Here is a 24,570-nt window from a genome sequence, read left to right on the forward strand (position 1 = left end):
GTGAAAGATAGGTTTATCCAAAGATAGGTAAAAATTTAAAAACTATTGCACAACAACTTGAACTGTACCGTTTTCAACATTGAATAACTGATATGAGATAGACAGATCATGTAGGTGCTTTTGTACTGATTCATGGTCTAAAGTGGTAATAAAAACTTGACTACCAAGCTGGCTCAATCGCTCAATTAAACGTTGTTGTGCGGTTAAATCTAATTCTGCTGTCACATCATCTAATAATACCACAGTTTCCTTATTACAAGAATGCAGCATTGCGATTTGCGACAGTTTAAGTGCCATCATTAAAAGCTTTTTTTGTCCGCGAGATAAGATCACATCGGCATCCCCCAAAGGGGTCTTGAGACGCAAATCTGCGCGATGTGGACCATATTCGGTATAGCGCCGTTCTACATCTTTGTCATGATGATTGGATAGGTCATTTAGCAGGCCATGTTCACTGTGAAAGCCGGGACTGTATTCCAGAGAAATCTCCAGATCCGGTAATAGATGTTTGAGTTCATCCTCAAAAAATGGCTTCCACTGTTCCATGATGCCGACACGTTGGGAGTGCAAAATCTCACCATATTCGCTCAGCATCTGGTTCCACGCTTCCAGATCAGACAAACTTAGAAAACGTTTGGATTTAAGCAGACTGTTCCGCTGTTTTAGGGCTCGTGAATAATATTGCCAGGCATGATAAAACTCTGGTTCCACGTGGAACATTAACCAGTCCAAAAGCTGACGACGTGGTTTGGCACCATGATCGATAATATCGGTACTCTGCGGATCAAGCATTTGTAAGGGTAACATCTTGGCAAGCTGACCTTGGGTTGCAATCGCATCGCCATTGACCTTGATCAGCTGTTCCCCGCTGGCCATTTTTTGCATGCCGACTTTTTCAGTTTCCGATTGGGCGAACACAATCGCATCCGAGGCGCCATGCTGAATGTAATTTTTCGGGATATGGGTACGAAAGGAACGTCCTGTGGCCAGTAAATGAATAGCTTCCAGTACTGAAGTCTTGCCCGAACCATTTTGGCCATAAAAAACATTAAACGGTTGCAATCCCTGGAGTGCAACCGTTTTTAAGTTTCGTACACGTTCAATATGAAGACGCGTAATATGCATGGCGTTGGCTTAGCTTAGCTGTCGCTTAGACACGCATTGGCATCACGACATAGGTCTGATCGGTATGAGATGGATCCTGAACCAGCACAGACTGATTCGCTTCAGTCATGGTCATGGATACATCTTCACCGTCCAGTACACCTAGCACTTCAATCAGGTATTGCGCATTGAATGACATTTCCAGTGGTGCATCTGCATACTGGATCGCCAGATCTTCAATCGCCTCATCCTGTTCTGGGTTATTGGCACGAAGTTGTAATGAACCGGCATTAAAGTTCAGGAATACGCCACGCAGTTTTTCATTACTTAGAATAGCCACACGTTGTAAGGATTGCTTAAACACGTCATGCGCAATAATCACATTCTTGTCGCCGCCACGTGGAATTACACGGCGGTAGTCCGGGAATTTACCATCAATCAGTTTCGTGGTGAAACGAACTGTGATATCAGCCTGTTCTTTATCACGGCTGGCCATACGAATGGTTACATTCAATAATTCACGACCAATCAACAACAAGAGTTGTTCATCTTCAACGCTTAATAAACGTTGCAGTTCAGCGACTGCCTTACGTGGAACAATGGCTTGAATCGGTTGAGTTGCTGTCGATTGGGCTGCTGTTTCACACAATGCCAGACGATGACCATCTGTCGTTACCGCACGAAGCTGATTAGCGTCAATTTCAAGTAAAGTACCAGTCAGGTAAAAACGTACGTCCTGCACTGCCATGGCGAAAGCCGTTTTTTCAAACAGACGTTTTAATTCGCGCTGAGTCACAGTGACTTGTGTGCCTTGAGTATTTTCAGTATTCAATAATGGATAGTCATCCGCAGGCAAAGTACCGAGCACAAAACGACTATTTCCAGATTTCAGGATACAACGCTGGTCATCGGTAATTTGCAGATCAATCAGGGCTGCTGATGGCAGAGATTTACAGATATCAATCAGCTTACGTGCTGGAACAGTGGTTTCACCCGCTTGCAAGCATGCACCTTCAGCCAACTGTGTGCTGGCCACCAGTTCTACTTCAAGATCCGAACCAGTGACGGTCAAAGCTTCAGCAGTCACCTGGATTTTCAGGTTTGAAAGAATATTTAAGGTATGGCGACGTTCAACCGCTCCTACGACATGTGAGAGAACATTCAGTAAGCTTTCTTTCGCGATTTTTAAACGCACGGTACATTCCTCTAAAGCTGAAGATTAATAAGATAAAAGTTGAATTTTTAGCAGTTAACTATGCGGCAAAACAGGCCGCATAGCAAGAACAGAATTTGAGCGTTTTAGGTCAACTCTGCAACAGGCGTTGCAGGTTTTTATAGTCCTCATTGAAGATCGGATCTTCTTCACGCAAGCTCTGTACTTTTTCGCAGGCATGCATGACTGTACTGTGATCTCGACCGCCAAAAGCCATACCAATTTCCGGGAAACTATCTCCGGTCAGTTCACGTGCCAGACCCATTGCAAGCTGACGTGGACGGGCATAAATACGAGTACGTTTTGGACCCACTAGCTCTTTAAGCGGAATGCGAAAATATTCACTCACGACACGCTGGATATTTTCAGTGCTGATGGTCCGGGCACGAATTGCGAGGACATCTTTCAAAGACTCACGTACCACATCCAGATCAATCGGCGTTCCTTTAAAACGCGAGATAGCCACCACTTTGTTTAGCGCACCTTCAAGTTCACGGACGTTCGCCACCACTTGTTGGGCGATAAATAGCGCACAGTTACGTGGTAAATCTACACCGGTGTTTTCGGCTTTTTTCAGCAAGATTTCAATTCGGGTTTCGATATCGGGTGGTTCCACACCTACAGAAAGTCCCCAGGAAAAACGTGAAACCAGACGTGGATCCAGTTCGGTCAATTCTTTAGGGTAACGATCCGAGGTGAGGATAATTTGCTTCGATTCATCCAATAGCGCGTTAAAGGTATAGAAGAACTCTACCAGACTGGCTTCTTTACCTGCGAGCAAATGAATATCATCGACTAGCAAAAGATCCAGTGAACGGCAGTTTTTCTTAAACTCTTCAACCTTGCCCTGTTGCAAGGAACTGACAAAATCCTGTACAAAGCTTTCTGCAGTCATATACATCACGCGGGCATTGGGTTTTGCCTGCAATAATGCATTCCCGACTGCCTGCATCAAGTGGGTTTTACCCAGACCAGTCGGGCCATATAAAAATAGCGGGTTATGCTGCGAAGCACCGAGTTGGGTTAACACCTTACGACAGGTTTCAGCCGCCATCTGGTTAGAACGGCCTTCAACAAATAACGAGAAGGTAAATAAAGGGTTAAGCTGACGTTTACGGCTATTTTTGCCTGAATCTTCTTTTTCTTTCTTAGGACGCGGTGCTGGCGCAACCACAGGTGCAGATTCCAAAGCCGCTGTTGTCGTCGCTGGCTGTTCACTGGCAGATAAAATTGCACCTGGGCGGGAATCCACCAGAATTTCAACTTTACGTACGCGACCTTCAGATAGCTGTTCGGCCAAAATCGAAATCAGTTCCAGATGATGCTCTTGAATGTAGCGCGTCCAATACGGATTAGGTGCATACAGACGCAGGGTATCGTCCAGCTCTTCTGCAACCAATGGGCGAATCCACATTGTAAAGACATTTCCAGAGAGCTCTTGTCGCAAGCGATTTAAGCAGTCTGTCCAAAGCATGTGAATCCCCTATTCATTCCATTGTTAATCAAAAAAAAGCTGACCGCGACCAAAGCGGGTCGCCATTCTAACCAAGTTATCCACATCTGTCATGGCAATTTCCACAGATTTTGCGCAAAAAGCAGTCATGGTGGATAAATTTAAATTTAAAAAGCTGGTGTGGATAAGTTTATCCGCAAGCTGTGGATAAAATATAGCACAAAGTTATCCACAAAGTATAAAATTAATAAAAACAGTTTTATCCACAAACTAAGTTTTTGTTTATTTAATAAAAAATTACCTTTTCCACAGAAAAAACCCGGCCTAATAATAATAAATTTAAATTTATAAATTTGAATTTATTTATAAGATTTGGTTCTTTTGTGGATAACTGAGAAAAGTTTAAATTTAAATTCAAAACCCAGGAGTTCAATTTAGATTTCACATAAGTTGTGGATAACTATGTTGATATAAGTGTTAATAACTTATATTTGATTTTAAAACAAATGGTTATATTGTGGTTAACTTATATATAGGTATTTGAATACAATTTTTTTAATCCCTATTTACATTTTGATTCCAGTCTTATTTGAAAAGAAAATGGCTTTTGCATTGACAGCTCAAGCAATGAGCACTAAAATCGCGGACCTTTATAGAAAGATCATTTTTGGAGTTTCAATATGAAACGTACATTCCAACCATCTGAATTAAAGCGTAAACGCGTTCATGGTTTCCGTGCTCGTATGGCTACTAAAGCTGGTCGTCAAGTTCTAGCTCGCCGTCGTGCAAAAGGTCGTCACAGCTTAACTGTTTAATCAGTTAGGCTTTGCCGATTTTGGGTGTTATGACTACACTTTATAGTTTTGGTACAGAGCTTCGTTTACGCTGTGCTGCAGATTATAAAGGAGTCTTTGATGGTGCGCTTTTTAAAGTGCATCAACCCCATTTCCTTTTTCTTGCAAAACATTCCGAACTGCCAAACAGTCGTTTGGGTTTAGTTGTTGCTAAGAAAAAAGTGCGCCGTGCGCACGAACGAAATCGAGTAAAACGACTTGCTCGCGAAAGTTTTCGCCTGCATCAACAGCAACTAGATGATTTGGATATTGTGGTTATGCCTAAAGTAGGTATAGAAGCGGTACCGAACGCAGAGTTGCATCAGCAATTACAATTTGCCTGGCAGAAACTCAACCGTCTTGCCAAAAAGCATTCCAAAATAGCATCATCCTCCCCACAAAAGTAGAGATGGCCAATGGTACGTTTACTGCATTGGTTAATACGTTTCTATCAGATTGCGATTAGTCCTTTATTGGGACCACGCTGTCGTTATATTCCAACATGTTCTCAATATTCCTTGGAAGCAGTCCATACACATGGAGCTGTACGTGGTGTGTGGCTGGCTACTCAGCGTATTTGCCGTTGTCATCCGTGGGGTGGCTCTGGATATGATCCGGTTCCCCCGAAAGCGATTCGTTTTATTTCATTTCAGCAAATAGATTCTCAAACGCTTCACGTTGCTGTACCCTTTCGTGATCGTTTATTGAACCAAAATCACTCTAACCACTTGGGGTAATACATATGCAACAATGGGCCAGGATTGCAATTCTCGGAGCCATGTTTGTTGTCGCATATTTGCTTATTTTGGCGTGGCAAAAAGATTATGGCAATGTTGAAACCAAACCACAGCAAGAAGCTGCGGTCGTTTCACATGAAGTATCTGCAGATTTGCCAAATGCTCAGACGGCGACAGCCGCTTCTGATCTGCCACAAGCAAATATGCCAGCGCAGCAAGCAACGGATGCCACCGCACCTGTAAGTCAGCAGCTTATTTCAGTACAAACTGACCTTTATCATCTTTGGATCAACCCTAAAGGTGGTGATATTGTTCGTGTTGAATTACTCAATCATGACAAGAATAAAGACAGCGATGAACCATTCGTCATGCTGGAAAGCGATGCGAAACGGACGTATGTCGCTCAGTCGGGCCTGATCGGTCTGAATGGACCGGACAGCAGCCGTAATGGCCGTCCAACCTATGAGCTGGAAAAAACGGCTTATACACTGGCAGATGCCAAAGCCACTAAAAATAAAGATGGCGAAACTGTTAAAGTACTTTCTGTACCTATGGTCTTTAAAACGGCTGATGGTGTAGAGGTCATTAAAACCTTCAACTTTACTGAAGGTGAATATCCGATAGTTGTGAATCACAAAGTGGTCAACCGCAGCGGCCAGACCTGGCAAGGTCAGATGTTCGGTCAGATCAAACGTGACAATTCCGAAGATCCAGGTAAATCTGATCAGGGGATCTTCACACTGGGTACGTTCCTAGGCGGCGCTTGGGGTACACCGGATGAAAACTACAACAAGTTGAAATTTGACAACTTTGTTGAAGAAAAACTCAGCACTGAAGCCAAAGGCGGCTGGGTTGCGATGGTGCAGCACTACTTTGTCAGTGCATGGGTACCAGGTAACCTGAAACTGACACAGGGCAATGGCGAGGCCTATACGGCGAAGCTGGAATCACGTAAATCAACTGATAACATGAATATCATTGGTTTTACTTCTCCAACTTTCAATGTGCCTGCAGGCACCGTAGCTGAAATCGATGCGACCTTCTACTCTGGTCCAAAAGTTCAATCAGAGCTGAAAGATCTGGCGACTGGTCTGAACCAGACCGTAGACTATGGCTGGTTATGGCCAATTGCCAAACTGCTGTTTGTTGGTCTTGAGTTCTTTCACGGTCTAGTGGGTAACTGGGGCTGGGCGATCATTCTGTTAACTGTACTGGTTAAACTGATCCTGTGGCCATTGTCGTCGAAGAGCTACCGCTCTATGGCGAAAATGCGTGTGATTGCACCTGAAATGCAACGCATGAAAGAAGAGTTCGGTGAAGACCGTATGCGCTTCTCTCAGGAAATGATGGCACTGTACAAACGTGAACAGGTGAATCCACTTGCTGGCTGTTTACCACTGTTACTGCAAATGCCAATCTTCCTGGCACTGTACTGGGTATTGATGGAATCTGTAGAACTGCGTCATGCACCATGGATGTTCTGGATTCAGGATTTATCTTCAATGGATCCTTGGTTTATCCTGCCATTGATCATGGGTGCGACCATGTATATCCAGCAGATGCTGAATCCGCAACCAACTGATCCAATGCAGGCGAAAGTGTTCAAGATTATGCCAGTGATCTTTACAGTATTCTTGCTGTTCTTCCCGGCAGGTCTAGTGTTGTACTGGATTGTGAACAACTTGATCACGATCTTGCAGCAAACATTGATCAACAAGTCTGTTGCCAAAGACCGTGCTAAACGCGATGAGGCAACACCAGTCAACTAAGTTGTACTGATGGGCTGAATAAATCCGCTTAAGATGGTAATCTTGAGCGGATTTTTTTTGCTGTATTTTTAAGTTTTTTCTAGGTGAATGTTATGCTCGACCGAACTACGATTGCTGCGATTGCAACTCCCCCAGGACGTGGCGGTGTAGGTGTCATTCGCCTGTCGGGTCCCCAGTCTTATGAAATTGCCCAGGCTTTGAGCCAAAAAGATTTGCCCAAAGCCCGTTTTGCTGGGTTTCGCCAGTTCTATGATGCAGCCGGTGAAGTAATGGACGAAGGTCTGGTGATTTACTTCCCGAATCCGAATTCCTTTACCGGTGAAGATGTAGTGGAACTGCAAGGCCATGGTGGCCCGGTGATCCAGAATGCCCTGTTGGGCCGTTTGCTGGAACTGGGTGCTACTGCAGCCAAAGCCGGTGAATTCTCGATGCGTGCCTTTGAAAATGGCAAGTTGGATCTGGTGCAGGCCGAAGCCATTGCGGATCTGATTGATGCCACTTCTCAAGCGGCGGCACGTTCTGCCGTACGTTCGCTGCAAGGGGCATTCTCGACTAAGGTGAATACGGTATTAGAACAGCTGATTCACTTGCGTTTGCATGTCGAAGCGGCGATCGATTTCCCGGAAGAAGAAATCGACTTTCTGGCGGATGGCAAGATTTTAAATTTGCTGGATGGCGTGGCGAATGCCGTCACTCAGGTTCAGCAATCTGCACGTCAGGGGCAGTTACTGCGTGAAGGTCTGCAAGTGGTGATTGCCGGTAAACCGAATGCAGGTAAATCTTCCCTGCTGAATGCCCTAGCAGGTAATGAACGTGCGATTGTGACCGATATTGCCGGAACCACCCGTGATGTGCTGCATGAAAAGATTACATTGAATGGTCTGCCGATTACCCTGACCGATACTGCTGGTCTGCGTGAAACCGGCGATATCGTGGAAAAAGAAGGTATTCGCCGCGCGATTAAAGAAATTGAACAGGCCGATCTGCTGTTGCTGGTTTATGACCTGAGCCAAGGAGATGACCCATTACAACTTGCTCAAGAATATTTTGCTGAGCATCTCGAGCCAAAGCGTCTGATCCTGATCGGGAATAAAGCCGATTTGACCGGTGCCGATGCTGTTATGGGAGATTTTAAAGGCTTCCGTCATATTACCGTCTCAGCCAAGCAGGAAACCGGTGTCCAATCGCTCATAGATGCGATTACAGCGCATGCAGGCTTCCAGCCTGAAGAAGATACCTTTATTGCCCGTACCCGCCATTTAGATGCAATGAAGCGCACTCAGATGTACTTAGCTGAAGCTCGTGAGCAACTTGTTGTTTATAATGCAGGTGAACTGGTCGCAGAGTCTTTACGTCTGGCACAGAATGCGCTGGGTGAGATTACCGGTGACTTTAGTGCGGATGACCTATTGGGCAAGATATTTGGATCATTCTGTATTGGTAAATAATATTTAAAAAATAAAAAAGCCCTCAAATGAGGGCTTTTTTATTAGGCTTTTACCTGTAGTTTTTGATGCCATAACCACAAAATTAGACAGAGTACACTGATCGCCACACAGAAGCTGATCACGGCAAAGCCTAAGCCAAAGTGATCAGCCAGATAACCTACCGCGATAATCGGCACAATCGTGCCCAAATAGCCTATAAACAGGTAAGTCGACATCACGGCTGCACGGTTTTGTAAGGTTGTGATCGCATGAATCACACCGAATGCGCCCATTAAGGCAAAACCATGTCCAATCCCGAATAGGATATCACTGGCAAAGAATAAGATACTTGCTTTAAGGGTCATACAGAGTGCAAGGCTAACTAAGCTCACCAGCATAATCATCAAGCCAATATTCAGACATTTTTTTGCAGGAACAGCTTTAGCAAAGAACTGCACCACAGCAGAAATCAGCAAAATGCATGTAATGGCAGTACCGCTGACCAAAGGACCATGCCAGGGCAAGATATCCTGCACAAAAGACGGTGACAGTGAAGCAAATAAACTGAAAGCAGCAAAGACATTAAATGCAGTTAACCCCACAATCATGAACACAGCATGATACTGAGGTTCAGGACGCAGTAATTTCGGTGCAATACTAAAAGGTTGGCGTTCAAAAGCAGGTGTTTTTAGCCAGAATAATCCGACAAAACACAGCACTGCCCCCAAAATAATAGGAAGGTAGGGAGTAACTAAAGGGGTTTGAGAAAACTGCGCAATTACCCCACCCACAAACGGCCCCAAACCAAAACCTATGGCCGTCAGAATCGATACCAGCTGCGGTGCAAGCTGCTTATGAGACTCTGGAATGGTTTGCATCATGCCCAGCATTGCTGAAGTGGTCATCAGACCTGAAGCAATGCCAATAATAAAACGGCCCACCGACAAAATCAGCGCATTCTCGGCAAAGACTGAAATGACCAAGCCAATGCTGATAAATACCAAGCCAATTTGCAGGGTTCTTAGGAAACCAATCGTATTGCTGGTACGTCCCAGGAATAACAAGGTACCCAGACAGCCAAACATATAAGCGACAAAAATATAGGTAATCTGGCTTGGGGATAAATGCCAAATCTGTTGATAAATGGGGTAAAGCGGACTTGCCAGTGCTGTGCCGATGGTACCCATAATTAATGCAAGACTGACCATGGCGAAAGGTCGCCATGAGATATTTTCTGTCATGTAGCTGCCGTAAAAGTTTCACCACATAAAAGAATGATGTGGAAGAAAGAAGAGAATGGGTGGCAGTGTATCGGTTAGATGAAAAAGGGGTCAATTATCTTGCTGTAAAAAAAACAAAAAAAGGTTGAGCCAAACAATTAGCCATAACGCTTTAATAATTTTAAAAACTCAGGCAGTTCTTCTTCATTGACCGTAGCTTCTCCAATGACATGCTCTCTTAAATGGGTCTCGATCAATTCATTCATCAAACCGTTTATGGCACCTTTAATGGCTGCAACCTGTTGTAAGACCTGAATACAGCCTGTCTCAGGATTCAGGAGAGACTGCTCTACGGCGTTCATCTGGCCTTGCAAGCGCGGTACCCGGTTTAATATTTTTTTATCATCATGTACATGACTCACCACAAATTTCCAAAAATAAATATACTAGGGGGGAGTATAAATAGCAGTTCCCTTTTATGCAAAAACATACCGCCAATTCGCACAGCCATTAATTTGATGAAGGTAATCCACTCGCACAGAAAAAGATTCTGTTTGCCACGATTCTGACCGCGGTCATGATGGTGCTGGAAGTATTAGGGGGATGGATCTTCCAGTCAATGGCTTTGCTTGCCGATGGCTGGCATATGGGCTCGCATGTGTTGGCCTTGGGGCTGGCTTACTTTGCCTATAAAGCGGCCCGCCATTATGCGAATGATCCACGTTTTAATATGGGTACTTGGCGGATTGAAATTCTGGCCAGTTATAGCAGTGCGATTTTATTGCTCGTAGTAGCCGGATTTATGGCGATTCATTCGGTAGAACGCCTATTTTCGCCAGTTCAGATTCATTATAACGAAGCCATTCCAATCGCGATTTTAGGGCTACTGATTAACCTGGCCTGTGCCTGGTTGCTGCATGATGATGGGCACCATCACCATGATCATCATCACGGAAATTCCCATCACGAGCATGATAATAATCATGGTCATCATGACTTGAACCATAAAGCAGCCTTTCTGCATGTGGTAGCTGATGCTGTGACTTCTGTTCTGGCGATTATTGCTCTATTTGCCGGAAAATATATGGGCTGGGATTTTCTCGATGCAGTACTGGGACTTGTCGGCTCAGTCCTGATTGCACGCTGGGCGATTGGCCTGCTAAAGCAAAGTGCCAAGACTTTACTGGATGCCGATATGGATGTCCCAGTGGTCGAAGAAATACGTGAAGTCATTGCTGAATATGGAAGTGATCTACACTTAACTGATCTGCATGTATCGAGGGTCGGTAAAGGTAAATTTTCCTGTTTTGTTGCCGTTCAAACGGAAATCCCTATTAGTGCTGATCAAATCCGTGAAACGATCTCTATTCATGAAGAAATCGTGCATATCTCAGTGGAAATCAATCAGCATTAAAGGGTCAATGTTCCACGTGAAACATAATTGATTGAGTAATTTGATTTGAAAATCACGCTACATAAAATAGTCAGAATTTTCTTTGTAAAAAGACTAAAATCGGAACACATTTAACTTGGACCTGAGCAGGACATTCATGCAAATAAGAAATATGCTGCTGGCTTTGACCCTATTCCCTGGCCTCAGCTTTGCCAATGTGGATACGGTTAAAGCCAATCTGGCAAAAAACAGTCCCAACCTGAAAATTGAAAATATTCAGCCTACCGAAATGAAAGGAATCTATAGCGGTTCCATGCAGGGACAGATTGTCTATCTGAATGAAGATGCCCAGCATCTCCTAGCCGGTTCAATGTTTCGGATCCAGGACCAGCATAATCTGACTCAGGATTTATTACTCAAACAAAACAGTGTCGACTGGAAAAAGTTACCGCTTCAGGATGCAATTAAATCAGTCAGAGGGACAGGAAAACGTCAGCTTGCCATCTTTTCTGACCCAAATTGCCCGTATTGTAAACAACTTGAAGTAGAGCTGAAAAAACTTAAAGATGTCACCATTTATACTTTCATCCTGCCTTTAAAACAGCAGTCAATTGCGCCATCTAAACAAGTTTATTGTGAAAAAAATCCGACCCAAGCTTGGGAAGACCTAATTGGTCAAGGTATACAGCCTAAATCGAAAAAGAGCTGTGCCAACCCGATTGAACGTAATAAACAGCTGGCACAATCACTCGGTGTAAATGGCACACCAGCAATTATATTCTCGAATGGTTTTAAGGTTATAGGCGCTCAGCCGGCAGAACAGATTGAACAAGGCTTCAAAGAATTCGGCCTGTAAAATTCTGACCATGATCAGCAAATAAAAAAGAGCACCTATCTAGGCGCTCTTTTTTTTATGAAAGAAACTTATTCCAAGCAGAGCTTAGATCCGTTTACGTTTAGTCACCATATTGTAGATAAACAGGATGACTATGGCACCGATCACTGAAGCAATGAAGCCTGCGGCAGAATCTTGGGAGTACAAGCCCAGCATACGTCCGGCAAAGGTCGCAACCAGTGAACCGGCAATCCCCAGCAGGGTCGTAACAATGAATCCAGCCTTGTCATCACCAGGATGAATCGCGCGTGCAACCAGACCCGCAATAAAACCCACCACAATCGCAACGATAATTGACCACATCAGCATACTCCTTGTTATCATGTCTTTGTTTTTACATCAGGTTTATCTTGCGGCAAGAAAAGCCCTGAAAAAAGTCATGTCCTGCAACGGGCTGTTGCGTTTTTGTTTGCTGTGTTACTGAAATGATTCAAGAAATAAAAAAAAGTGGCACGAAGCCACTTCTTTTAAACCGGTTCTTAAAGACCGATTTCACCAATAAATGGAATATGACGGTATTTTTGATCATAGTCCAGGCCATAACCGACAATGAACTTGTCTTCGACTTCAAAGCCCAGGAATTTTACTTCCAGCTCGATTTCACGACGTGAAGGTTTGCTCACCAAAGTGCATAGTTCAATTGAGTTTGGCTGACGGGTTTGCAAGATTTCCAAGACTTTGCTTAAGGTATTACCTGAGTCGATAATATCTTCAACCACCAGCACATCTTTACCACGGATTTCACCGTCCAGATCTTTCAGGATTTTGACATCACGGCTCGAAATCGTACCGCCGCCGTAGCTGGATACAGTCATGAAGTCGAGTTCATGTGGCTTGGTAATGGCACGACACAAGTCTGCCATGAAAATCACTGAACCGCGTAACAAACCGATAAGTACAAGCTCTTTGTCACTATTGGCATAGTGTGCATCGATTTTAGCACCAAGCTCTTTGACTTTAGCTTGAATTTCTTCAGCGGAAATCATTACGCTCATTTGAACGGTCATGGGTAGATACCTAAAAAATAAAAATAGCAAAATAAAAAAGGTGTTGACCTGCAACACCTGAATTGCAGCAATTTTAATACATCCTTGCTTGAGATGCACCTGTTTTACTTGCTGTAAATGTAATCAATTTTTGGGCTGCTGTGAATCTCTCTTCAGCGCAAAAGCACAGACGGCGACGATTGCAGCCAAAATGATCCTACGCTGACGCGATTTATTGGGCCTTGACATAGACAGCCTGTCCATAGACATAAGTTGCTGCAATATTACGGTCATCTCCCAGCATGGTCAGTGCAAAAAAGGAGTCTTCAATATTTTTGGCTCTACTCTGGCGCAGTTGTTGTAAAGCGGTGGCATTGAGATCCAGTACCACAAAGTCTGCTTCTTTGCCCACATTGAAATTCCCCAAGCGGTCATCCAGACTTAAGGCTTTAGCACCACCCAGGGTCGCATAATATAGCGACTCAAAAGCCGAAAGTTTTTCTCCTTGTAGTTGTTGCACTTTATAAGCTTCATTTAAGGTTTGCAGTTGGTTAAAGGAGGTTCCTGCCCCGATATCGGTACCTAAGCCGACTTTCACGCCTTTATCCCAAGCTTTCTTCAGCGGAAATAAACCGCTACCCAGGAACAAGTTTGAGGTTGGGCAGAAGGCAATCGCAGAGTCGGTTTGATGCATGCAATCCCACTCCCCTTCCTCCAGATGCACACAATGCGCAAATACGGATTTAGCACCGGTCAGCCCATAATGATGATAGACATCCAGATAGCCTTCACGTTCCGGAAAGAGTTCTTTTACCCAGGCAATCTCGTTTTTATTTTCACTGAGATGAGTATGGACATAGACATCTGGATATTCAGCTTTTAACTGGCCTGCTTTTTCTAGTTGTTCAGGCGTTGAGGTCGGAGCAAAACGGGGCGTAATCGCATAAAGATTACGTCCCTTACCATGCCATTTCTCAATCAGGGCTTTAGAATCGCTATAGGCAGATTCTGCGGTATCGGTTAGGGCTTCAGGTGCATGGCGGTCCATCAGCACTTTACCGGCAATCAGACGCATATTCTGTGCTGTAGCCGCTTCGAATAGCGCTTCTACCGAAGCTGGATGAACGGTACAGAACACCAAAGCTGTGGTTGTGCCATTCTTCAGCAATTCCTGAATAAAAAACTGTGCCATTTTCTGGCTATACGCCGGATCCTGAAACTGGATCTCAGTCGGGAAGGTGTAGGTATTTAACCATTCCAGCAGCTGTTCACCATAGGCACCAACCATTTCGGTTTGCGGGAAATGGATATGGGTATCAATAAAACCTGGCACGATCAGCTGCTCAGGATAATGAGCTACCTGCACTCCTTCAGGCAGATGCTGCTGACCTTCCTGCCAGGAACCAAACCACTGGATTATTCCATTTTTTATGATGAGTAAACCATCTTCTATATAACGCACTTGGTCGTGAAGTTCACGTGCTTGGGCAACTGTATTCTTGATATCCAGGAAGCGACCGCGTATTGCCGTCGTTGCAATGATAGAAGACATTTAAAACCTGCGCTTTTTGATTTTTTCGATTGATTGTAGCTGAAAAAATTGGCATGTTTATATGAACATTCATATTTAACCATGCGTATTTTTTATGAGATCAAATAATCACGCGTAATTTCAAAAGAGCGTGCGTGTGCAGCCAAGCTTGTAGACAAATAAAAAAGCCTGCATCAGCAGGCTTTTTTGATGCTTAATCTTACAGCGTAGTTTCGTTATGTTTCTTGCTATGACGAATCGACAAAATCGCAGTCACCGTCAAGACAATCACAATAAAGCTCAGTGAAATCCAGATCGGCATATGGAATACATCCAGCATCAACATCTTAAAGCCGATAAAGACCAGAATCAAACCTAGGCCATAAGGCAGATAATGCATTTTTGAGGCTGCACCTGAGAGCAGGAAGAACATTGCACGCAGGCCTAAAATTGCCATCAGGTTCGCGGTAAGCACAATGAAGGGGTCGGTGGTAACAGCAAAAATAGCAGGAATAGAATCGACTGCGAAGATCACATCAGAGGCTTCGACCAGAATCAGCACCAAGAATAACGGCGTTGCCCAAAGCAAACCATTTTGACGGACAAAGAATTTATCGCCCCGAAGTTGCGGGGTGATACGCATATGTTTACGTAGCCATTTCAGAATGGCCATATCTTCAATATTGCTGTCTTCTTCATGCTGACCACGCAGGAATTTGAAGCCAGTATACACCAGGAACGCACCGAAGAGATACAGAATCCAGGAGAATTCCTGTACAAACCAGGCACCAATAAAAATAAAGATTGTTCTGAGCACAATTGCACCCAGTACACCATATAATAGCAATTTACGTTGTAGCGCTGGTGGAATGGCAAAGGCGGCAAAGATCATCAGCCAGACAAAGACATTATCAATTGCCAGGGATTTTTCCAGCAGATAACCGGCAAAGTATTCCATGACCTTGGTATTGGCAATTGCCGCACCTGCAGTCTGCTCCAGATACAGCCATAATCCACCACCAAATAAAGTCGCGACACTGACCCAGGCGATACTCCAGTAGGCAGCGGTACGGACTTTTACTTCCTGACCATGCTGATGTTTAAAGCCGACAAAATCGATCACCAGCATGACGGCGACAATTGCGAAAAAGACAAGATACAGCCAGAGCGTACCAATTGTTTCCATGTGAATTCTCCACATCGGACGACTGGCCATAAAAAAACCTTGACCAGCTGCCAGATGAAAAACATCTATAACAACATGATCAAGGTCTTGCCTACATCTTTGTGCTCTACTGGAGGAGATCCAGTGTGACCTAAAGATGCTCAGATACCGACTTTTTGCAAAGTGTAATGACGATATTCTGACACGTTTAAAAACTGAAATTTTATTCTTAAACGTTTGGAGGAGGCTACTCCCCTTGTTCAAACTCAATTCTGTTTGAGCAATTGCTCAATATCAGATGAGCATGACAGATTTTATGCATAATCACAAATTATTTTACAAAAAGCAGCGTTTAATCAGCGGCTTTAGGCAAAAAGTCTAGGCGCTGAACCAAATAAAGACTAAGCAGAAATCCAAGGATCGCCAGCCCTGCGCCTACCCAGCCAATACTCGATAGCCCAATCTGAAGCGTGACTATACTGCCAAGCAAAGCTCCTCCGCCAATACCGACATTATACAGGCCTGAATAAATGGCCATGGCAACATCGGTGGCATCTGCAGCCAGGTTCAGGGTTTTGGATTGTAGGGCCAGGCTAAAGCCAATAATGCTCAAACCCCACAGCAGAGATAAGCCAGAGAGGCCTGTGACTGTGCTCGACAGTGGTAATAACAGCAGCATGGAAATAACCAATCCAAAAGTAAAAGCAGGAATAGTCATTTTTGGGAACTGGGCAGCAAAACGGCCAAACAGATAGGAGCCTAGGAATCCTGCCCCGCCATAAACCAGAAGTAAAGTTGTGGTCTGGGCTGAATCAAAGTGGGCGATATTCAGGGAAAACGGTTCAATATAACTATAAGCGGTAAATTGCGCCGTAATCACCAGAATGGTGAGGGTAAAGACTAGCATCAGGCTTGGACGTTTGATCAGGCTTTTTAAGCTGCTGAGGGAGCCTGAATTGACACTTGGAAGCAATGGCAAGGTTTTGGCCAGAATCAGGCAAATGATCAATGCGAGACACGCAATCAGGGCAAAACTATTACGCCAGCCATGCCTCACCAATCATCCGGCCAAATGGAATACCGAGCACCATCGCCATCGCCGTTCCAGTGGCCAATAAACCGAGTGCCTGAAACTCTTTACCTTTCGGTGCAACCCGAACCGCGAGTGAAGCGGTAATCGACCAGAACAAGGCATGTGCGATGGCAATCCCTATCCGGCTGATCACCAGCGTGCTAAAACTCCAGGCAAAATAGGACAGCACATGACTTAAAATAAAGACCGCAAAGACCAGCATCAGTAGAAAACGCCGTTCTATGGCTTTAGTGAGCAGCATGATCGGAAGAGATAGTAGGGCCACGATCCAAGCATAAATGGTCAGCATGATGCCGGCCTGAGTGGCGGACATGGCAAAGCTTTGCCCGATTCCACTCAGTAATGCCACAGGAATAAATTCGGTAGTGTTAAAAATAAAAGCCGCACAGGCTAAAGCGATGACACCAATCCATTGCTTGGTGACGGAAGAAGCGGAAGATGAGTCAGACATACGAAGTTGCATGCAAAAAGATGCTGCATTCTAATCCTGTCTTTCTCAATTAGGGAGTAGGTAAAATTAAATTTTTGGGGGTGATATGTGATGACTCAAACTGCATCACCCTCAATCAGGCAAAATAGAGAAATAAAAAGTTATCAATATTTGAAAAAAATCACAGGAAATGATGAAAGAAAATAAAAAATTTCATCCAATATTAAAAACTTAACAATAATTCATATTATTTCTTTAAGAAGATGTTTTAAATTAAATAAACCAATAATTTTATTAAGGGATCAGCCTTCAGTATGGACATTCAACATCAAGATTCAAAACGCGGCGGTGTATTTTTTATGGAGGAAGATGGTCGACGTCTTGCTGAAATTACATATCAGTGGCAAGAAGCATCGACCATCTTGGCTGATCATACTTGGGTAGATAATTCCTTACGCGGTCAAGGCGTAGCACGCAAAATGCTGGATGTGCTGGTCGACTTTGCCCGCAAGAATAGCTTAAAAATTATTCCCCAGTGTTCCTATGTAGATGTCATGTTTAAACGTGATCGCAGCCTACAAGATGTTGCAGCTGCTATTTAGCAATTGAATTAAACTTATCCAAAATAGAGATATGTTGTAATTTGCCCTTAAGTGCAGGTACAGAAATACGCTGCAGCAGGTTATATACGCCATAACCTGCCATCAGGCCTGTGCTGTTCCATAACACTTCTTCATATTTGCCTAACAGCGTAAGTATTACCATCATCAGGCTTACACTGATATAAAAAAACATACGACGGCGAACAAACTGTAAAAGCGTCCAGCCTATAAAAACCGAACTGAGCAGAATATTGGTCTCGGTCGTCAAGGCCAGTTTATTCAGCATAATTAAAAGCATAAAACATATACACAACAACGCTACAGTGAAAATCAGATCTTTTAACATCAGGTTTCACTCCTTCATTATTATTGCTATATATCTGAAATCATTGATTTCCTCTCAGGAAGTAATTGTTAGAAGTTTTTTTTGGAAAAGCAAACCTAAAATAATGTAAGCAAAAACGGATATTTGCTTAAAAAATGATCGACTAAAATTAAAATAATTGATTAAATTATGTTTTTAATTCTTTCTGCAGTGAGATGACCTTATGCTACAGCTTTGCTACGCCAGTGAGCGGATAGAATCTGAACAAGAGTTATTACAGGATCTTAGCGATATATTATCTGTAGCGAGAAAATTTAATAAAACTCATCAGATTAACGGGGTTTTATATTATTCCCATGGCAAGTTTTTTCAATGTCTGGAAGGTGAAGCAGAGGTGGTAGAAAATCTGTTTCAGAGCATTTGCCGTGATCCACGCCATCATCAGGTGCTTCGCTTTCAGGATGCAACAGTAGAACATCCACATTTCTCGGAATGGTCGATGAAATATGTCCATAAACATAGTGAAATTTCTTCTTTATTTTCACGTTTAGGTTTAGACCAGTTTGAACCTCATGCATTGCAACAGGACCAGTTGAGTGGATTCCTGAAGCTGCTCTATCGTCTGGATGAAAATCAGGCCAATCTTGCTTCTCCTCAAGGTTATAAACAGCGTGGTTATATTCCCTATTTTTAATTGACGCTAAAAAATAAAAAAGTCCGCTATGCGGACTTTTTTTTGTTGTCGATAATGATTTAAGTCATTTCAATCATGACCTTTAAAGCCTTTTCGTCAGAAGCATGTTTAAACACATCATAGGCCTTTTCAAATTCAGCAAACTTGAAGTGATGGGTGGCCAGTTTTTCCAGTGGCAGTTTGCCGGAGCAGCAGGTCTTGAGCAGCATACCAGTGGTATTGGTATTGACTAGGCTTGTGGTTATGGTCAGGTTCTTGATCCAGAGTTTATTCAGTTCAAAATTGACGGATTTACCATGTACACCGACATTGGCCAGATGTCCGCCCTCCTTGACGATGTGCTGGCAGATATTCCAGGTGGCTTCCAGGCCCACTGCTTCAATGGCACAGTCCACCCCTCGCCCATCAGTGAGTTCCAGTACACGTTGAATAGCATCCTCATTGGCTGAATTCACGGTATGGGTAGCCCCAACCGTTTTGGCAAATTCTAGCCGGTTGTCATCTACATCGACCATGATGATATTGGCTGGAGAATAAAACTGGGCAGTGAGCAAGGCACTCATGCCAATCGGGCCGGCACTGACAATCGCCACATTGTCCCCCGGTTTGACTTGACCATATTGCACACCAATTTCATGGGAGGTTGGCAAAATATCGGAAAGAAAGACCGCAACATCTTCATTCAAACCTTCTGGTAAATGATAGAGAGAAGTATCGGCAAATGGGGTTCGGACATATTCGGCATGAGTGCCGTCAATCATATAACCCATAATCCAGCCACCCTCGTTTCTACAATGGGCATACAGCTGTTTCTGGCAGTTTTCACAGGTGCCGCAGCGGCTGACACAGGAAATAATCACCCGATCGCCCTTTTTAAAGTTTTGAACTGCGGAACCGACTTCTTCCACAATACCAATACCTTCATGACCGAGAATCCGGCCATTAAAGCTGCCGGTTTTTTCTTTTGCAACCTCCTCAATTTCGGAGCTTTTACCTTTCTATATCCCGAGGTCAGTACCACAAATGGTGACTTTGCTAAGTTTGATAATGGCATCAGTAGGTTGCAGAATGTGGGGAATGGGACGTTCTTCAAAGCGGATATCATTGGCGCCGTAATAAACCATGGCTTTCATTGTTGTCATGACAGATCTCCTAGGGGAATGAGGGTCTGAACAAGATAGATAAAGCTATTTTTTTGCTGTCTTTACAGCCTGGAAAATCATCAGGAGGGTTGAGGATAAAAGAGGATCGAAATGCTATTATTCTTATTGATTGTGACTAGAGCACTCAAAGACTGCAATGAGTCTTATGTTCAGATTGCAACAAAAGATAATGAAAAGAAAAAAGATAAATTTTAGCTGTTTTAACATTGAAATAAGAAAGTTGATTTGAACTTGGATGAGGGTCGATATTCTTAAAAAAGATAGAAAGCGAATTTAATTTTTTAAAATAAAAAAGCCCGCTATTACGGGCTTTTTTATATAAATTTTTAAGCTTTTAAAGCACTAATCAGTTTTTGATGCAGACCGCCAAAACCACCATTGGACATGATTACCACCGCATCGCCCTCACCTGCTTCAGCCACCACGGTCTGGATAATCTCATCCAGAGTACGTGCGACTACAGCTTTATTTGGCGCAGCATCAATTACCGGTTGCAGATCCCAATCCAGGCCTTCTGGCTGATACCAGATCACCTCATCGGCCAGACGCGCGGAATGTGCTAGGCCATCTTTATGGCTGCCCATACGCATGGTATTGGAACGTGGTTCAATAATCGCCCACAGTTTACGTTCACCGAGACGTTTGCGTGCGCCATCAAGGGTGGTATCAATCGCAGTTGGGTGATGGGCAAAGTCATCATAGACTTCAATGCCGCGTACAGTGTCCAGCAGTTCCATACGGCGCTTAACACCGCCAAAGTTTGAGAGTGCTTCACAAGCCGTTTCAATAGAGACACCGACATGTTCAGCAGCAGCAATCGTGGCTAGTGCATTGGCTACACTATGCTGACCCGTCATATTCCATTTCACTTCGCCTTTCACGATATCGTGTTGCAGTACCTTGAAATGAGAACCATCTTCTGAAAGCTGTTCAGCATAAAGCTCAGATTTCTCATTGGTGTCTAATGAAGTGCGAATAACAGGTGTCCAGCAGCCTTGCTCTAACACTTCATCAATATTTGTTTCAGTAATTGGCGCAATAATGCGGCCTTCACTTGGAATGGTACGCACTAAATGGTGGAACTGTTTCTGGATTGCTGCCAGATCATCAAAGATATCAGCATGGTCAAATTCCAGGTTGTTCAGAATCGCAGTTTTAGGATGGTAATGCACGAACTTGGAACGCTTGTCGAAGAAAGCAGAATCGTATTCATCGGCTTCAACACAGAAGTATTTACCGCCACCTAAGCGCGCACTTTCAGAAAAGCCAAGCGGGACACCGCCAATCAGGAAGCCTGGCTCTAAACCGGCCTGATCCAGTACCCATGCCAGCATGGTGGTGGTTGTCGTTTTACCATGCGTACCGGCTACACCTAAAACGTGTTTACCTTGTAGCACATGATCTGCCAGAAACTGTGGGCCTGAAATATAAGGCAGGCCTTCATTCAGCATATATTCCACGGCATCAATACCACGTTTCATGGCATTGCCGACAATCACCAGATCCGGATGCGGCTGTAAATGGCTACGGTCATAGCCCTGCATTAAAGTAATGCCTGCATTTTCCAGCTGGGTCGACATCGGTGGATAAACGTTTTGATCCGATCCTGTCACCTTATGGCCTAGATCACGTGCCAGTAATGCCAGTGAACCCATAAAGGTGCCACAAATACCCAAAATATGCAGATGCATCTACTTCACTCCATTTTGCCTGACACATCACTTTGTACTGGTGCTGTTGCCATGATTTATTCGATTTGCAAGCAACGATAGCAAGGCTTTGACCGAAAAGATAGTCAAAGTTCAAGCATTCCTGCGGGATTTTTTAAATCCTGTTTCACAGACAAATTCAGGGAAATTTTCAAGCTTCCGGAATATCTTTTGGCAAAATAAATCGTAAAATAAGCCCGAACTTTTTGCAGAGTGCATGCAGATGCTACCGGCTCTATTTCTTCTGGTGATTGCTAACTGTTTTATGACCTTGGCCTGGTATGGACATCTCAAATTCCTGCCGCATGATGCACCGCTGTGGCAGGCGATTTTATTTAGCTGGGCCATTGCCCTGTTTGAATATAGCTTGATGATTCCAGCGACTAAATTATTAGCCCAACAGGGACTGGCGGTGGGTCAAATGAAAATTACCCAGGAAGTCGTCACTCTACTGGTCTTTGTTCCCTTTATGATCTTCCTGTTCAAACAGCCGTTTAAACTGGATTATCTATGGGCGGCGCTATGTCTCTGTGGTTGTGTCTATTTTGTATTCCGCAGTTCCTGAAATCATCTACTAGCCACTACTTCCCTATTTTTATTCTAGTTTTTAAGAATCCGCTAAAAAATAAGAAAAATCGAGCCTTGCTTTGACCGTTAAATTTTATGAAGCTGAAAAATCAGTCTATAATATGCCTTCCTATTCAAGCTTGGCTCTCTCGTCGAGATTTATCTTTCTTACTCTAATCTCTGGAAAATTTGCAATGAATGCGGCTGCTGCACAAGATACTCCTCTCGTAGGTATTATCATGGGTTCTCAATCAGATTGGGCAACTCTCGAACACACTGCCAAAATGCTCAAGCAGCTTGGTGTCCCATTTGAAGCCGAAGTCGTTTCCGCACACCGTACCCCGGACCGTCTGTTTGAATATGCTGAACAAGCGCGTGATCGTGGTATTCAGGTGATTATTGCCGGTGCAGGTGGTGCAGCGCATTTACCAGGTATGTGTGCAGCCAAAACTGATTTGCCAGTACTAGGTGTACCCGTCAAATCTTCGATCTTAAATGGTGTCGATTCATTGCTTTCTATCGTGCAAATGCCAGCGGGTATCGCCGTAGGAACATTGGCGATCGGTCCTGCCGGTGCAACCAATGCAGCCATTATGGCAGCACAGATTTTAGGTTTAACCCGTCCAGAGATCGCAAAAAATGTCGCAGATTTCCGCGCGGCACAAACCGAGAAAGTCGCAAGTAACAATATTCCAGGTCAAATGTAAGTCCAAGCTTAATACGGGATCAAATACAATGGATAAAACCATCGGTATTTTTGGTGGCGGCCAGTTAGGTCGGATGATGGCACAAGCCGCACTACCTCTAAATATTCAATGTACGTTCTTTGAAGCCAATACGGACTGCCCTTCTGCGGCTTTAGGTCCGGTTTTCTCCACCCAAGCTGTAAATGGCTTGCAGGACTTTATCAATAGCGCAGATGTCTTTAGCCTGGAGTTTGAAAATACACCATTGGCTGATATCGATGTTTTAACGCAAAACAAAGATCTGCATCCACCACGTCAGGCTTTAGCCATCGCACAGCATCGTCTGTCTGAAAAAGCCCTATTTGATGAACTGGAAATTCCGGTTGCACCGTATAAAGCGGTAACTTCACTGAAAAGCTTGCAGACGGCCGTGGCTGAGCTTGGCTTGCCGATCGTGCTAAAAACCTCTCGTGGTGGCTACGATGGTAAAGGTCAGTTTGTTTTACGTTCAGCCGATCAAATTGATCAGGCTTGGGCGGAACTCGGCCCTGCTGGTGAACTGATCGCAGAAAGTTTTGTGACTTTCTCGCGTGAAGTATCGATCATTGCGGTACGTGGTCAAAATGGTGATGTGAAAACCTGGCCATTGGCTGAAAATCATCACCACAACGGCATCCTGTCGCACTCGATTGTTCCGGCACCCAATAGCGCGGATCTGCAACCAGTCGCGCAGGATTACATCACTCGCCTGCTGAATCACTTGGATTATGTGGGTGTATTGACTCTTGAGCTGTTTGTGACAGACAAAGGCCTGTATGCAAACGAGATGGCACCACGTGTGCATAACTCAGGTCACTGGTCGATTGAAGGCGCTGTTTGCTCGCAGTTTGAAAACCATGTTCGTGCGGTCGCAGGTCTGCCACTGGGTTCAACTGAAGTGGTGCGTCCAACCGTGATGGTAAACATTATCGGTCAGCATCCCAAATCTGAAGATGTCCTGGCTTTAGAAGGCGCTCACTTGCATCTATATAACAAGTCAGAGCGTGAAGGTCGCAAGATTGGCCACATTACTTTGATGCCCACAGACAGCGCTCAGCTGACCACTTTATGTCGTCAACTGGCGAAGATTTTGCCAAATCCGCTGGCATTGAGCGAAGATATGACCATCTAAGCTCTAAGCTGCTGATAAAAAAAGCGATCACTTCGGTGATCGCTTTTTTATTTGTCCAGATTCAGGCATGATTGCGCCTCTTTAAAAATCCCTTGCCATTGGGCGGATCATTTTTAAAATCAATTGCTTGTAAACTGATCAATTGAGTATAAATACAATAATTTAATTTGCTGCTATTTTGAGCTGAATTCTAGGTTATTCACTTGTGGATAAACTTAACATTAAGTTTGAATTTAAAACTGGAAATAGATTTTGAATTTAAATTCATAAAAATAAATTCAAATTTAAAAATGAACTTTGAATTTAAACTTCGCTGCTTAAATTTAAATTCAAAAATATGAATTCAAATTTAAAAGCTGATTAATGAATTTAAAGTTTTGAATTTAAAAATAGGCACTCCTAAT

Annotated in this window: 24 protein-coding genes and 2 pseudogenes; 12 read left to right on the top strand and 14 right to left on the bottom strand. The window is 43.9% G+C overall.

Features of this window, described 5'->3' with window-relative positions:
• Positions 1–42: 42 nt before the first annotated feature.
• The 3 genes from recF to dnaA form a co-directional block, all read right to left on the bottom strand.
• On the bottom strand, positions 43–1,125 hold the full coding sequence (recF, locus tag FOC32_RS04520) for a DNA replication/repair protein RecF (protein ID WP_175966510.1): 1,083 nt from the start codon (positions 1,123–1,125) through the stop codon (positions 43–45).
• Between the two features lie 25 nt (positions 1,126–1,150).
• Positions 1,151–2,299: a DNA polymerase III subunit beta gene (dnaN, locus tag FOC32_RS04525; RefSeq protein WP_005233130.1), complete on the bottom strand. Its 1,149-nt coding sequence runs from the start codon at positions 2,297–2,299 to the stop codon at positions 1,151–1,153.
• 109 nt (positions 2,300–2,408) lie between these two features.
• Positions 2,409–3,791 carry a chromosomal replication initiator protein DnaA gene (gene dnaA / locus FOC32_RS04530; RefSeq protein WP_004780349.1) on the bottom strand — a complete coding sequence of 461 codons (1,383 nt, stop codon included), beginning with the start codon at positions 3,789–3,791 and terminating at the stop codon, positions 2,409–2,411.
• Between the two features lie 659 nt (positions 3,792–4,450).
• Here dnaA and rpmH point away from each other — a divergent pair.
• The 5 genes from rpmH to mnmE all read left to right on the top strand — a co-directional run bounded on the left by rpmH (position 4,451) and on the right by mnmE (position 8,557).
• Entirely contained in the window at positions 4,451–4,585 is a 135-nt protein-coding gene (gene rpmH / locus FOC32_RS04535) for a 50S ribosomal protein L34 (protein WP_000831329.1), read from the top strand.
• A gap of 29 nt (positions 4,586–4,614) precedes the next feature.
• Positions 4,615–5,010, top strand: a complete 396-nt coding sequence (gene rnpA / locus FOC32_RS04540) for a ribonuclease P protein component (RefSeq protein WP_034706193.1) — start codon at positions 4,615–4,617, stop codon at positions 5,008–5,010.
• Between the two features lie 9 nt (positions 5,011–5,019).
• A complete protein-coding gene (gene yidD, locus FOC32_RS04545) occupies positions 5,020–5,340 on the top strand; it encodes a membrane protein insertion efficiency factor YidD (protein ID WP_004780345.1) in 321 nt (106 codons plus the stop codon).
• 5 nt (positions 5,341–5,345) lie between these two features.
• Entirely contained in the window at positions 5,346–7,109 is a 1,764-nt protein-coding gene (gene yidC / locus FOC32_RS04550) for a membrane protein insertase YidC (protein WP_175966512.1), read from the top strand.
• A gap of 92 nt (positions 7,110–7,201) precedes the next feature.
• Complete coding sequence (gene mnmE, locus FOC32_RS04555) at positions 7,202–8,557, top strand: tRNA uridine-5-carboxymethylaminomethyl(34) synthesis GTPase MnmE (protein WP_175966514.1); 1,356 nt, start codon at positions 7,202–7,204, stop codon at positions 8,555–8,557.
• A 41-nt stretch (positions 8,558–8,598) separates the two neighbouring features.
• Here the strand turns inward: mnmE and FOC32_RS04560 are convergent, their stop codons facing one another.
• Positions 8,599–9,744: an MFS transporter gene (locus FOC32_RS04560; protein WP_175968154.1), complete on the bottom strand. Its 1,146-nt coding sequence runs from the start codon at positions 9,742–9,744 to the stop codon at positions 8,599–8,601.
• A gap of 170 nt (positions 9,745–9,914) precedes the next feature.
• Complete coding sequence (locus FOC32_RS04565) at positions 9,915–10,178, bottom strand: metal/formaldehyde-sensitive transcriptional repressor (RefSeq protein WP_175966515.1); 264 nt, start codon at positions 10,176–10,178, stop codon at positions 9,915–9,917.
• A gap of 56 nt (positions 10,179–10,234) precedes the next feature.
• Here FOC32_RS04565 and dmeF point away from each other — a divergent pair.
• Together dmeF and FOC32_RS04575 are read left to right on the top strand one after the other, a co-directional pair.
• Positions 10,235–11,170, top strand: a pseudogene (gene dmeF, locus FOC32_RS04570) (CDF family Co(II)/Ni(II) efflux transporter DmeF).
• A gap of 136 nt (positions 11,171–11,306) precedes the next feature.
• Positions 11,307–12,005 (top strand): DsbC family protein, encoded by a 699-nt coding sequence (locus FOC32_RS04575; protein ID WP_175966517.1) that lies wholly within the window; start codon positions 11,307–11,309, stop codon positions 12,003–12,005.
• An 84-nt stretch (positions 12,006–12,089) separates the two neighbouring features.
• On the opposite strand, the gene FOC32_RS04580 is transcribed toward FOC32_RS04575, so the two are convergent.
• The 5 genes and pseudogenes from FOC32_RS04580 to FOC32_RS04600 form a co-directional block, all read right to left on the bottom strand.
• Positions 12,090–12,347, bottom strand: a complete 258-nt coding sequence (locus FOC32_RS04580; protein ID WP_005233088.1) for a GlsB/YeaQ/YmgE family stress response membrane protein — start codon at positions 12,345–12,347, stop codon at positions 12,090–12,092.
• Between the two features lie 176 nt (positions 12,348–12,523).
• A complete protein-coding gene (gene hpt / locus FOC32_RS04585; RefSeq protein WP_004780337.1) occupies positions 12,524–13,051 on the bottom strand; it encodes a hypoxanthine phosphoribosyltransferase in 528 nt (175 codons plus the stop codon).
• A 211-nt stretch (positions 13,052–13,262) separates the two neighbouring features.
• A complete protein-coding gene (gene guaD / locus FOC32_RS04590; protein ID WP_175966519.1) occupies positions 13,263–14,582 on the bottom strand; it encodes a guanine deaminase in 1,320 nt (439 codons plus the stop codon).
• Positions 14,583–14,781: 199 nt separating this feature from the next.
• Positions 14,782–15,747 carry a TerC family protein gene (locus tag FOC32_RS04595; protein WP_175966521.1) on the bottom strand — a complete coding sequence of 322 codons (966 nt, stop codon included), beginning with the start codon at positions 15,745–15,747 and terminating at the stop codon, positions 14,782–14,784.
• Between the two features lie 331 nt (positions 15,748–16,078).
• Positions 16,079–17,270: pseudogene (locus FOC32_RS04600) on the bottom strand (sugar transporter).
• A gap of 293 nt (positions 17,271–17,563) precedes the next feature.
• Here FOC32_RS04600 and FOC32_RS04605 point away from each other — a divergent pair.
• Positions 17,564–17,851, top strand: coding sequence for a GNAT family N-acetyltransferase (locus FOC32_RS04605; protein ID WP_175966523.1), 288 nt, complete (start codon positions 17,564–17,566; stop codon positions 17,849–17,851).
• Here the strand turns inward: FOC32_RS04605 and FOC32_RS04610 are convergent.
• Entirely contained in the window at positions 17,844–18,197 is a 354-nt protein-coding gene (locus tag FOC32_RS04610) for a hypothetical protein (protein ID WP_175966525.1), read from the bottom strand. The two genes, FOC32_RS04605 and FOC32_RS04610, sit on opposite strands and share 8 nt — an antisense overlap.
• Before the next feature lie 202 nt (positions 18,198–18,399).
• Here FOC32_RS04610 and FOC32_RS04615 point away from each other — a divergent pair, with 202 nt between their 5' ends.
• The gene (locus FOC32_RS04615) at positions 18,400–18,870 is read left to right on the top strand and encodes a BLUF domain-containing protein (protein WP_175966527.1); all 471 of its coding nucleotides are present in this window, start codon (positions 18,400–18,402) and stop codon (positions 18,868–18,870) included.
• Between the two features lie 59 nt (positions 18,871–18,929).
• Here FOC32_RS04615 and FOC32_RS04620 read toward each other — a convergent pair whose 3' ends face one another.
• The 3 genes from FOC32_RS04620 to mpl all read right to left on the bottom strand — a co-directional run bounded on the left by FOC32_RS04620 (position 18,930) and on the right by mpl (position 21,724).
• Positions 18,930–19,850: a zinc-dependent alcohol dehydrogenase family protein gene (locus FOC32_RS04620; protein WP_175968155.1), complete on the bottom strand. Its 921-nt coding sequence runs from the start codon at positions 19,848–19,850 to the stop codon at positions 18,930–18,932.
• Between the two features lie 18 nt (positions 19,851–19,868).
• Positions 19,869–20,012: a hypothetical protein gene (locus FOC32_RS17190; RefSeq protein ID WP_004780326.1), complete on the bottom strand. Its 144-nt coding sequence runs from the start codon at positions 20,010–20,012 to the stop codon at positions 19,869–19,871.
• 347 nt (positions 20,013–20,359) lie between these two features.
• Entirely contained in the window at positions 20,360–21,724 is a 1,365-nt protein-coding gene (gene mpl, locus FOC32_RS04630) for a UDP-N-acetylmuramate:L-alanyl-gamma-D-glutamyl-meso-diaminopimelate ligase (RefSeq protein WP_175966529.1), read from the bottom strand.
• Positions 21,725–21,965: 241 nt separating this feature from the next.
• Here mpl and FOC32_RS04635 point away from each other — a divergent pair, with 241 nt between their 5' ends.
• The 3 genes from FOC32_RS04635 (at position 21,966) to FOC32_RS04645 (ending at position 24,166) form a co-directional block, all read left to right on the top strand.
• Positions 21,966–22,307, top strand: a complete 342-nt coding sequence (locus FOC32_RS04635; RefSeq protein WP_004780323.1) for a DMT family protein — start codon at positions 21,966–21,968, stop codon at positions 22,305–22,307.
• Positions 22,308–22,503: 196 nt separating this feature from the next.
• A complete protein-coding gene (gene purE, locus FOC32_RS04640; protein ID WP_004780321.1) occupies positions 22,504–23,016 on the top strand; it encodes a 5-(carboxyamino)imidazole ribonucleotide mutase in 513 nt (170 codons plus the stop codon).
• A 28-nt stretch (positions 23,017–23,044) separates the two neighbouring features.
• Positions 23,045–24,166: a 5-(carboxyamino)imidazole ribonucleotide synthase gene (locus FOC32_RS04645; RefSeq protein WP_175966531.1), complete on the top strand. Its 1,122-nt coding sequence runs from the start codon at positions 23,045–23,047 to the stop codon at positions 24,164–24,166.
• Positions 24,167–24,570: the final 404 nt, after the last annotated feature.

It is taken from the genome of Acinetobacter sp. FDAARGOS_724 (assembly GCF_013364475.1).
GTDB classification, from domain to species: domain Bacteria; phylum Pseudomonadota; class Gammaproteobacteria; order Pseudomonadales; family Moraxellaceae; genus Acinetobacter; species Acinetobacter variabilis.

Excerpts from the sequence above, each read along its gene's own strand:
- recF (WP_175966510.1), bottom strand. The coding sequence starts at position 1,125 with ATGCATATTACGCGTCTTCATATTGAACGTGTACGAAACTTAAAAACG.
- dnaA (WP_004780349.1), bottom strand. The coding sequence starts at position 3,791 with ATGCTTTGGACAGACTGCTTAAATCGCTTGCGACAAGAGCTCTCTGGA.
- rpmH (WP_000831329.1), top strand. The coding sequence starts at position 4,451 with ATGAAACGTACATTCCAACCATCTGAATTAAAGCGTAAACGCGTTCAT.
- rnpA (WP_034706193.1), top strand. The coding sequence starts at position 4,615 with ATGACTACACTTTATAGTTTTGGTACAGAGCTTCGTTTACGCTGTGCT.
- yidD (WP_004780345.1), top strand. The coding sequence starts at position 5,020 with ATGGTACGTTTACTGCATTGGTTAATACGTTTCTATCAGATTGCGATT.
- yidC (WP_175966512.1), top strand. The coding sequence starts at position 5,346 with ATGCAACAATGGGCCAGGATTGCAATTCTCGGAGCCATGTTTGTTGTC.
- mnmE (WP_175966514.1), top strand. The coding sequence starts at position 7,202 with ATGCTCGACCGAACTACGATTGCTGCGATTGCAACTCCCCCAGGACGT.
- FOC32_RS04560 (WP_175968154.1), bottom strand. The coding sequence starts at position 9,744 with ATGGTCAGTCTTGCATTAATTATGGGTACCATCGGCACAGCACTGGCA.
- FOC32_RS04575 (WP_175966517.1), top strand. The coding sequence starts at position 11,307 with ATGCAAATAAGAAATATGCTGCTGGCTTTGACCCTATTCCCTGGCCTC.
- FOC32_RS04580 (WP_005233088.1), bottom strand. The coding sequence starts at position 12,347 with ATGTGGTCAATTATCGTTGCGATTGTGGTGGGTTTTATTGCGGGTCTG.
- hpt (WP_004780337.1), bottom strand. The coding sequence starts at position 13,051 with ATGACCGTTCAAATGAGCGTAATGATTTCCGCTGAAGAAATTCAAGCT.
- guaD (WP_175966519.1), bottom strand. The coding sequence starts at position 14,582 with ATGTCTTCTATCATTGCAACGACGGCAATACGCGGTCGCTTCCTGGAT.
- FOC32_RS04595 (WP_175966521.1), bottom strand. The coding sequence starts at position 15,747 with ATGGAAACAATTGGTACGCTCTGGCTGTATCTTGTCTTTTTCGCAATT.
- FOC32_RS04605 (WP_175966523.1), top strand. The coding sequence starts at position 17,564 with ATGGACATTCAACATCAAGATTCAAAACGCGGCGGTGTATTTTTTATG.
- FOC32_RS04610 (WP_175966525.1), bottom strand. The coding sequence starts at position 18,197 with ATGTTAAAAGATCTGATTTTCACTGTAGCGTTGTTGTGTATATGTTTT.
- FOC32_RS04615 (WP_175966527.1), top strand. The coding sequence starts at position 18,400 with ATGCTACAGCTTTGCTACGCCAGTGAGCGGATAGAATCTGAACAAGAG.
- FOC32_RS17190 (WP_004780326.1), bottom strand. The coding sequence starts at position 20,012 with ATGACAACAATGAAAGCCATGGTTTATTACGGCGCCAATGATATCCGC.
- mpl (WP_175966529.1), bottom strand. The coding sequence starts at position 21,724 with ATGCATCTGCATATTTTGGGTATTTGTGGCACCTTTATGGGTTCACTG.
- FOC32_RS04635 (WP_004780323.1), top strand. The coding sequence starts at position 21,966 with ATGCTACCGGCTCTATTTCTTCTGGTGATTGCTAACTGTTTTATGACC.
- purE (WP_004780321.1), top strand. The coding sequence starts at position 22,504 with ATGAATGCGGCTGCTGCACAAGATACTCCTCTCGTAGGTATTATCATG.
- FOC32_RS04645 (WP_175966531.1), top strand. The coding sequence starts at position 23,045 with ATGGATAAAACCATCGGTATTTTTGGTGGCGGCCAGTTAGGTCGGATG.